The sequence below is a fragment of the Lentzea sp. NPDC004789 genome, from assembly GCF_053601075.1.
Genome location: NZ_JBSGBE010000021.1, coordinates 167,201 through 175,043, shown reverse-complemented (window position 1 = coordinate 175,043; position 7,843 = coordinate 167,201). Strand labels below are relative to the sequence as shown.

Below are 7,843 nucleotides of genomic sequence, written 5' to 3'. Positions count from 1 at the left end.
GAAGGAGACCCGGTGAACGTCTACCCGTTCATCGAGGCGGAGAACGCCGGCAGCGGCAACGTCAAGCGTGCGTGCGAACTGCTCCAGGTCTCCCGATCCGCCTACTACACCCGCCGCACCGCGGGCCCGTCCGCGCGTGAGCGGGCCGACGCCGCGCTGACCCAGAAGATCATCGCCGTGCACGACGAGTCCAGCGGCACCTACGGGACACCGCGGATCCACGCCGAGCTCGCCGACCTGGGGCACCGGCACTCCCGCAAGCGCATCGCCCGGCTCCTGCGCGAAGCCGGACGAGCCGGGCGGGCACCGAAACGCTGGCGCACTACCACGGTCCCGGACCCTGCCGCGACCGCACCCGCCGACCTGATCGAGCGCAATTTCTCTTGCAGCGCCAGAGAAATCAACACTCGATGGTGCGGGGACATCACCTACATCCACACCTGGGAAGGCTGGCTCTACCTCGCGACCGTGATCGACCTCGGATCCCGGAAGGTAGTCGGCTGGGCCGCCACCGACCACCTGCGCACCGACCTGGTCGAACAGGCCCTGCGCAACGCCGTCACCCAGCGCCGCCCCGAGCCGGGAGTGATCTTCCACTCCGACAGGGGCTGTCAATACACCTCTGCTCAGTACGCCCGAGCCGCCGCTGACGCCGAGGTCCGGCTGTCCGTCGGCCGCAAGGGCCAATGCTGGGACAACGCGGTCGCCGAGTCGTTCATCGCCACCATCAAGACCGAGCTGCTCGACCGGCAGCCCTGGCCCACGAAAGCCAAGGCGCACAAGGCAATCTTCGAATACGTCGAGGGCTGGTACAACACCCGCCGCCGACACTCCAGCCTCGGCTACCTCAGCCCCGCCGCCTACGAAGCCACCCGACACCAACCAGTCGATCAGGTAGCGTGACAACACCTCATCGACCTTGTCCGTCAAACCGGGGCAACCCCAGGGGTGAAGACGCCATGGTCGCACATAGGCCCGGTCCTATTGCGGATTATCTCGACCACCCAAAGAAGTCAGGGGGTTCCGCATCATCACTCCAGTACCGTAACGCCTCCCGAGGAAGTCGAAGACTGCGCCGAAGTCGGGAGTGTCTCGGTGGTAGTGCAGATCGAGAATCTGGAGGGTTGAAAGGACAGCGCCCTGCGATGCGAAGCGCAATGCAGACTCGATGAACCTGTTGCTGGGCACCTGGGGGTCGCCCACATCCGTAGAAGTATCCGACTGTCCTTACGTGTGGACGATGGTCCCAGCCGAGCCCTGCAAGACCGCTTCCGCGTCCGTCAGCGCACCGATGGCCGCTTCGCAGCCTGTCGCCTGCACGAACCGGCGGCAGGCTGCGACCTTCGGGCCCATCGAGCCAGCGGGGAACGTCAGTTCTTCGAGTTCTGCCAGACCCACGCGCTGCAGCGGCTCGGCGTCCGGCAGGCCGAAGTCGATCACCACGGCCGGCACGTCGGTCAGGAGCAGCAGGCGGTCGGCTTTCAGGGCGATCGCGAGCTCGGCCGAAGTGAGGTCCTTGTCCACGACCGCCTCCACGCCGTGCAGTTCACCGTTATCGACGACGGGTGCCCCTCCCCCACCAGCGCAGACCACGATCGTCCCGCCGCTCACCAGCTGCTCGACGGATTCCTGCTCGACCAGCCGGAGCGGCTCCGGCGAGGGCACGACGCGCCGCCAATGCGCGCCATCTGCGGCCATGGTCCAGCCGTTCTGCTCGGCGAGGTAGTCGGCCTGAGCGCGGTCGTAGATCGGGCCGATGAACTTGGTCGGCGAGGCGAAAGCCGGGTCTGTCCTGTCGACCACGGTCTGGGTCACGACGGCGAGGACTGGTTTGTGGACGCCCGCGTTGCGCAGCGACTGGGCCAGCCAGTAGCCGATCATGCCCTGGGTTTCGGCGCCGAGGGTGTCCAGCGGGTATGGACGCGTGAGCGACGGATCTGCCTCGCTTTCGAGGGCGAGCAGGCCGATCTGTGGGCCGTTGCCGTGGCACACCACGAGCTCGTGGTCGGCGGCCAGCGGAGCGAGGGCTCGTGCCGCGGCTTCGACGTGGTGAAGCTGGACGGAGGCGTCGGCGCGTTCGCCGCGCATGAGCAGGGCGTTGCCTCCTAGTGCGACGACGACGCGCATCAGGAGGCCAGCCCGGCGATCATGACCGCCTTGATGGTGTGCAGGCGGTTCTCGGCCTGGTCGAAGACGACCGACGCGGGCGAGGAGAAGACCTCGTCGGTGACTTCGGCTCCGTCGAGACCGAACTGGTCGTGGACGCGGCGGCCGACCTGGGTGGTGCGGTCGTGGATGGAGGGCAGGCAGTGCAGGAACTTCGTGTTCGGGTTACCGGTGGCCTTCATCAGTGCGGCGGTCACGCGGTAGGGCGTCAGGAGCGGGACGCGGGTGTCCCAGGCTTCCGGGGAGTCGCCCATGCTGACCCAGACGTCGGTGTAGATGAAGTCGGCGCCTCGGACTGCCTGGTCGGGATCGTCGGTGACGAGGACGCGGGCGCCGGTAGCGATCGCGAGCTCGTGCGCCTTGTCGATCACGTCGGCGGGTGGCTGCAGCGACGGGGGTGCGGCGATGCGGACGTCCATGCCGAGCAACGCGCCGGTGATCAGCAGGGAGCGGGCGACGTTGTTGTGGCCGTCGCCGACGAACGCGAAGGTGATCTCCTCGACCGGGCCGTCGTGGTGCTCGATCATCGTGAGCACGTCGGCGAGCATCTGGGTGGGGTGCCAGGAGTCCGTGAGACCGTTCCAGACCGGGACGTCGGCGTGGTCGGCGAGCTCCTCGACGGTGTCCTGGGCGAAGCCGCGGAACTCGATGCCGTCGAACATGCGGCCCAGCACCTTGGCTGTGTCCGGGATCGACTCCTCGCGGCCCATGTGCGAGCCGGTCGGGTCGAGGTAGGTGACGTGGGCACCTTGGTCGTGGGCCGCGACCTCGAAGGCGCAGCGGGTGCGGGTGGAGCTCTTCTCGAAGACCAGGGCGATGTTCTTGCCGATGAGCAGCGGGTGTTCGGTGCCGGACGCCTTGGCGCGCTTGAGGCCTCTGGCCTGGGAGACAAGGTCGAGGAACTTCTCCTTGGTGAGGTCGAGCTCCTTGAGCAGGGTGCCGGGGTGTCGCATCGGGACGTCCTTTCAGATGCCGTCGCGCTGGATCGGGCAGGTCATGCACCGGGCACCGCCGCGGCCGCGGCCGAGCTCGTTGCCGGGGATGGAGATGACCTCGATGCCGTGGTCGGCGAGCATGGTGTTGGTGACGGTGTTGCGCTCGTAGCCGACGACGACGCCCGGTGCGAGCGCGAGGAAGTTGTTGGCGTCGTCCCACTGTTCGCGTTCGGCGGCACGGGTGTCCTCCGCCGCGCAGAGCACGCGGAGGTGGTCGAGACCGAGCTGGTCGGCGATCGTGGTGAACACCGACCCGCGTTCGTCCACGCGCAGGCCCGCGGAGGCGCGCTCCACGACCTCCAACGGGTCTGCCGCGGTGATCAACCAGGTGCGCAGCAGGTCCGGATCGAGCTCCGGATAGCGGATGAAGGTGGTCGGGTCGAGCATCGTCATGACGGTGTCCAGGTGCATGAGCGCGTGCGAGCGCGGCAGCTGGACGGCGATCACGGAACTCGCCTGACCGGTCCGGAACAGTTCCCGCGCGAGGATCTCCACACCCATCGGGGTGGTGCGCTCCCCCATGCCGATCAGCACGGTGCCGCGGCCGAGGACCAGCATGTCGCCGCCTTCCAGCGTCGCGGGTTGGTGGTTGGCGTCGTCGGCGCCGTAGTAGGTCGGGAACGTGGCGTCGGCAAACAGCGGATGGAACCGGTAGATCGCTTGGCAGTGCAGGGATTCTCGGCGTCGTGGCGCCTTGGCCATCGGGTTGATCGTCACGCCGCCGTAGATCCACGCCGAGCTGTCGCGCGGGAACAGTGTGTTGGGCAGCGGCGGCAGCACGAAGTCGTCGAGGCCCAGTGAGCTCCACCGCAGGCTGTGCACGCCGAGGGGCGACAGGTCGGCGCGGGTGATACCGCCGACGAGCAGCTCGGCGAGCTGCGGGGCGTCGACCTTCTCGGCGAACTCCCGCACCGGGCCGGCCAGCGTGGGGCCGAGCAGCTCCGGGGTGCAGACGCGGTCGAGGACGAACGCGCGGGCTTCCGGCAGTGCCAGGGTCTCCGCGAGCAGGGTTCCGGTGTGGTGCACGGTGATGCCGCGAGCGCTCAGAACGTCGGCGAAGTGGTCGTGCTCCTCCCGCGCCTTCGCCGCCCACAGCACATCGTCGAAGAGCAGTTCTTCGCAGTTGCGCGGGGTGAGGCGGGACAGCTCCAGGCCCGGCCGGTGGACGATCACCTGGCGAAGCGTGCCGACCTCCGAGTGGACGCCGAGGGTCATGACTTCGCCTCGCCGTACTCGCCGCGGCCGGCATTGAGCCAGATGTAGAGCGGCACGCCCAGCAGCAGACAGACCGTGCCGTAGTAGACGGCCTGGTAGCCACTGCCGGCCAAGGCCCAGAAGGAGAAGGCGAGCGCGAGGACCGAGATCACACCGTCGCGGAGGAGGTGCGGCCACTCGGCCTTGCGGCCGCGGACGAGCAGCCAGAACAGCTGGGCGGCAGCGCTGAACAGGTACGGCACGACGGCGGTGAACACCGACAGCAGCACGAGCGTCGTGAAGACCTGCTCGAAGTTGGTGTAGCTGACCACCACCAGCGCCGAGGCGAGCACGGTGGAGCTGATGATGCCGAAGCTCGGGATATCGCTGCGGGTGCGCAGGAACGCCTTCGGGAACAGGTTGTCCTTGGCGGCGGCCATGGGCATCTCGCCGATGATCAGGGTCCAGCCGATGAGACAGCCGAGACCGGAGACGACCGCAGCGATCGCGATGGCCTGTCCGGCCCACTGGCCACCGAAAATGGCATTGGCGGCGTCGGTGAACGGGGCCTTCGTGTCGCGCAGCGCGGCGTTCGGCACGGTGCCGAAGACGGTGAACGTGCCGAGGACATAGATAACGGCACAGCCAAGGGTACCGAGGACGGTGGCGCGACCGACGTTGCGCTCGGGGTCACGGACGCGACCCGCTGCCACCGAGGCGGTCTCGATGCCGATGTAGCTGAACAACGCGATGGCCGCGGCAGCCGAGATGGCGCCCCAGATCGAGGTACCGCTGGCGTTGAACGCGCCGAAGTTCGCGGACTTCACGAAGAACACGCCCACCGTCGCCATGAACAGGAGCGGTACGATCTTCAGCACTGTGAAGAGGATCTGCGTCACGGCCATGTTCCGCAGGCCGGACAGGTTCACCAGAGCTGGAATCCACAGTCCCGCCAAGGCGATCACGATGGACCAGCCGACCTTGTGCCCGGTGTTCACGAACACCTCGACGTAGCCGACCAGCGCGACGACGATCGCGGCGTTGCCCGCCCAGGCGGTGATCCAGTAGCACCAGGCGTTGAGGAACCCGGCGAACTCGCCGAAGGCATCTCGCGCATAGACGTAGGGACCACCGGAACCCGCGATCCGTTTGGACAGCGCGCCGAACGCGAGGGCAAGAGCCAGCGCACCGATCGTGACCAGCACGAACGACACGAGGCTGATCGGGCCGAACGGCGCGAGCGCGGTGGGCAGGCCGAACACGCCGGTGCCGATCACGGAGCCGACGACCAGCGCGATCGCGGTCGGCAGCCCGAACCTGGAGGGTTTCGCAGCGGCGCCGCCGGGGTCAGGCCGCGTCGCGGCGGCCGGTCCTGAGATGTCTGTGCTCACGACGCGCTCCCAACTCCGATGTGGACTTCCGCTGTGAGCAGCCTGCGCCCGGCCCGCACGCGGACCCACCGCCCCAGGACTTGTCGGTGCCGGGCACTAGGTCCTCTTCCGGGCGGGACCCCGGTCTCTGCGCATCCTCCGACCGCGCGACAAGCCTTGTGATGCAGCCGAACCACGAGGAGGAACCGATGAAGGCGCTGGTCTACGGCGGTCCCGGCAAGCGCGAGTGGAAGGATGTCCCGAAGCCTGAGCTCAAGGATCCGACCGACGCGATCGTCCGCGTCACCGCAGTCACGATCTGCGGCACCGACCTGCACATCCTCAAGGGCGACGTGCCCGAGGTCGAACCCGGACGCGTCCTCGGCCACGAAGCCGTCGGTGTGGTCGAACAGGTCGGCGCTTCGGTGACCGCACTCAAGCCGGGTGACCGCGTGCTGATCTCGTGCATCACCACGTGCGGGCGGTGCTCCTACTGCCGCACCGGAAGCTACGGCCAGTGTCTCGGCGGTGGAGGCTGGATCCTCGGTCACCTCGTCGACGGCGTGCAGGCCGAGTACGTGCGCGTACCGTTCGCCGACACGTCGACGCACCTGCGGCCCACCGACGTGTCCGACACCTCCGCGGTGGTGCTCGCGGACATCCTGCCGACCGCTTACGAGGTTGGTGTGCTCAACGGAACGGTGAAGCCCGCGGACACGGTGGTCATCGTGGGTGCCGGGCCGATCGGGCTGGCAGCGGTCCAGACTGCGCAGCTCTACAGCCTCAGCCACATCGTCGTCGTCGATCTGGCGCCGTCACGCTTGGACGCCGCCAAGCAGTTCGGTGCCGACGTCACGGTCGCCACGGCGGAGGAGGCCGAGCGCGTCATCGGCGAGCTGACGGGCGGGCTCGGTGCCGACGTGGCGATCGAGGCGGTCGGCGTGCCGGAGACGTTCGAGCTCTGCGCGAAGCTGGTGCGGCCTGGCGGACATGTCGCCAACGTCGGTGTGCACGGCAAGCCCGTGACGCTGCACCTGGAGAACCTGTGGATCCGCAACGTCACCATCACCACCGGGCTGGTGGACACCGTGTCCACGCCGACGCTGCTGCGCATGGTGGAGACCGGCCGGATCGACGGCGAGCGGTTCATCACACACCGGTTCGCGTTGAGCGAGATGGAGCAGGCGTACGAGGTTTTCGAGAACGCCGGCGACAGCGGAGCGCTGAAGGTGGTTCTGCAAGCCTGAGAAGCACGAAAGGCGCCGGGCTCACCCGGCGCCTTTCGTGTGCTCACGCCCTTCTCCCCCAGCGGAAGTAAGCGAGAGGTCCGGCGAAGTTCACCAGGATCGCCAATGCCCACCAGAGCTTGCGACCGCGCACGAACTCGCGCGGCCGCATCGCCAGGTCCGTCCACGCCGCACCGGCCATCACCACCTGCACGACGCCCATCGTCAGCAGGGTCCTGCGCTGCGCCTCGGTGAGGTCGTTCCATCGTCTGGTCATGATCAGATCCGTTCGGCCGCGTTGATGCGCACGTCGGTCACCCCGGCGACCGCGCGGGCCAGCACCTCGGCGACGTGCCGGTCGGTCGCGTCGTTCAGCCTGTCCACAACGGACACCTTGCCGCGGCTCACCTCGACCTGCCAACGGTGCGCGGCACCCAGCACGGCGAGGCGATGGCGGATCTCCGCCTCGATGACCCAGTCGTCGCGGCTGATCGAGCGCAGCATGTCCCGCCGGGTCACGATCCCGGCGAGACGCCCCTCGTGCACGACCGAGACGCTGCGCACACCGTGTTCGAGCATCAGGTCGGCGACCTCGGCGAGGTCGGTGTTCGGGGTGACCGTCACGGTCGGCTTCGTCATCACCTGGGCCACCACGTCACCTGGTGCGTGCCGTGGGACCGGCGGTTCGCCGTGCACCAGCCAACGGGGGTCCTGCGGCAGCCGGTCGCGCAGCAGTTCGGCCTCGCTCACGACGCCGACGAACGTGCCGGCGGTGTCGACCACGGGCAACGCGGTGAAGCCGCGTTCGGCCAGCAGCCGGGCGGCCTCACGGGCGCCCGTGTCCGGGCTGACCACCACGACGTCGGTCGTCATCACGTCTCGGGTCCTCATG

At 68.3% G+C, this 7,843-nt stretch carries 8 protein-coding genes; 2 read left to right on the top strand and 6 right to left on the bottom strand.

Annotated features, from left to right (window positions below):
* Positions 1 to 903, top strand: a 903-nt coding sequence (locus ACWEIJ_RS37060; protein ID WP_449841923.1) for an IS3 family transposase, incomplete at its 5' end; no start/stop codon positions are given.
* Positions 904 to 1,227: 324 nt separating this feature from the next.
* On the opposite strand, the gene ACWEIJ_RS37055 is transcribed toward ACWEIJ_RS37060, so the two are convergent.
* Genes ACWEIJ_RS37055 through ACWEIJ_RS37040 form a run of 4 tightly spaced genes read right to left on the bottom strand, consistent with a single transcriptional unit; the run spans position 1,228 to position 5,746 of the window.
* Positions 1,228 to 2,127 carry a carbamate kinase gene (locus ACWEIJ_RS37055; protein WP_449841922.1) on the bottom strand — a complete coding sequence of 300 codons (900 nt, stop codon included), beginning with the start codon at positions 2,125 to 2,127 and terminating at the stop codon, positions 1,228 to 1,230.
* Complete coding sequence (gene argF / locus ACWEIJ_RS37050; RefSeq protein WP_449841921.1) at positions 2,127 to 3,119, bottom strand: ornithine carbamoyltransferase; 993 nt, start codon at positions 3,117 to 3,119, stop codon at positions 2,127 to 2,129. Before argF ends, ACWEIJ_RS37055 begins: the two co-directional genes overlap by 1 nt.
* Positions 3,120 to 3,131: 12 nt before the next feature.
* On the bottom strand, positions 3,132 to 4,376 hold the full coding sequence (locus ACWEIJ_RS37045; RefSeq protein WP_449841920.1) for an arginine deiminase: 1,245 nt from the start codon (positions 4,374 to 4,376) through the stop codon (positions 3,132 to 3,134).
* Positions 4,373 to 5,746, bottom strand: coding sequence for an APC family permease (locus tag ACWEIJ_RS37040; protein WP_449841919.1), 1,374 nt, complete (start codon positions 5,744 to 5,746; stop codon positions 4,373 to 4,375). The genes ACWEIJ_RS37045 and ACWEIJ_RS37040 overlap by 4 nt, the downstream gene beginning before the upstream one ends.
* A 188-nt stretch (positions 5,747 to 5,934) precedes the next feature.
* On the opposite strand from ACWEIJ_RS37040, the gene ACWEIJ_RS37035 reads away from it, so the two are divergent.
* Positions 5,935 to 6,972, top strand: a complete 1,038-nt coding sequence (locus tag ACWEIJ_RS37035; RefSeq protein WP_449841918.1) for a zinc-dependent alcohol dehydrogenase family protein — start codon at positions 5,935 to 5,937, stop codon at positions 6,970 to 6,972.
* 43 nt (positions 6,973 to 7,015) lie between these two features.
* On the opposite strand, the gene ACWEIJ_RS37030 is transcribed toward ACWEIJ_RS37035, so the two are convergent.
* Positions 7,016 to 7,228, bottom strand: coding sequence for a PLDc N-terminal domain-containing protein (locus ACWEIJ_RS37030; RefSeq protein ID WP_449841917.1), 213 nt, complete (start codon positions 7,226 to 7,228; stop codon positions 7,016 to 7,018).
* Between the two features lie 2 nt (positions 7,229 to 7,230).
* Complete coding sequence (locus tag ACWEIJ_RS37025; protein WP_449841916.1) at positions 7,231 to 7,842, bottom strand: CBS domain-containing protein; 612 nt, start codon at positions 7,840 to 7,842, stop codon at positions 7,231 to 7,233.
* Between the last annotated feature and the right edge of the window lies 1 nt (position 7,843).

What these genes read in the sequence shown, in the direction of transcription:
- ACWEIJ_RS37055 (WP_449841922.1), bottom strand. Translation starts at nt 2,127, where the DNA reads ATGCGCGTCGTCGTCGCACTAGGAGGCAACGCCCTGCTCATGCGCGGC.
- argF (WP_449841921.1), bottom strand. Translation starts at nt 3,119, where the DNA reads ATGCGACACCCCGGCACCCTGCTCAAGGAGCTCGACCTCACCAAGGAG.
- ACWEIJ_RS37045 (WP_449841920.1), bottom strand. Translation starts at nt 4,376, where the DNA reads ATGACCCTCGGCGTCCACTCGGAGGTCGGCACGCTTCGCCAGGTGATC.
- ACWEIJ_RS37035 (WP_449841918.1), top strand. Translation starts at nt 5,935, where the DNA reads ATGAAGGCGCTGGTCTACGGCGGTCCCGGCAAGCGCGAGTGGAAGGAT.
- ACWEIJ_RS37030 (WP_449841917.1), bottom strand. Translation starts at nt 7,228, where the DNA reads ATGACCAGACGATGGAACGACCTCACCGAGGCGCAGCGCAGGACCCTG.
- ACWEIJ_RS37025 (WP_449841916.1), bottom strand. Translation starts at nt 7,842, where the DNA reads ATGAGGACCCGAGACGTGATGACGACCGACGTCGTGGTGGTCAGCCCG.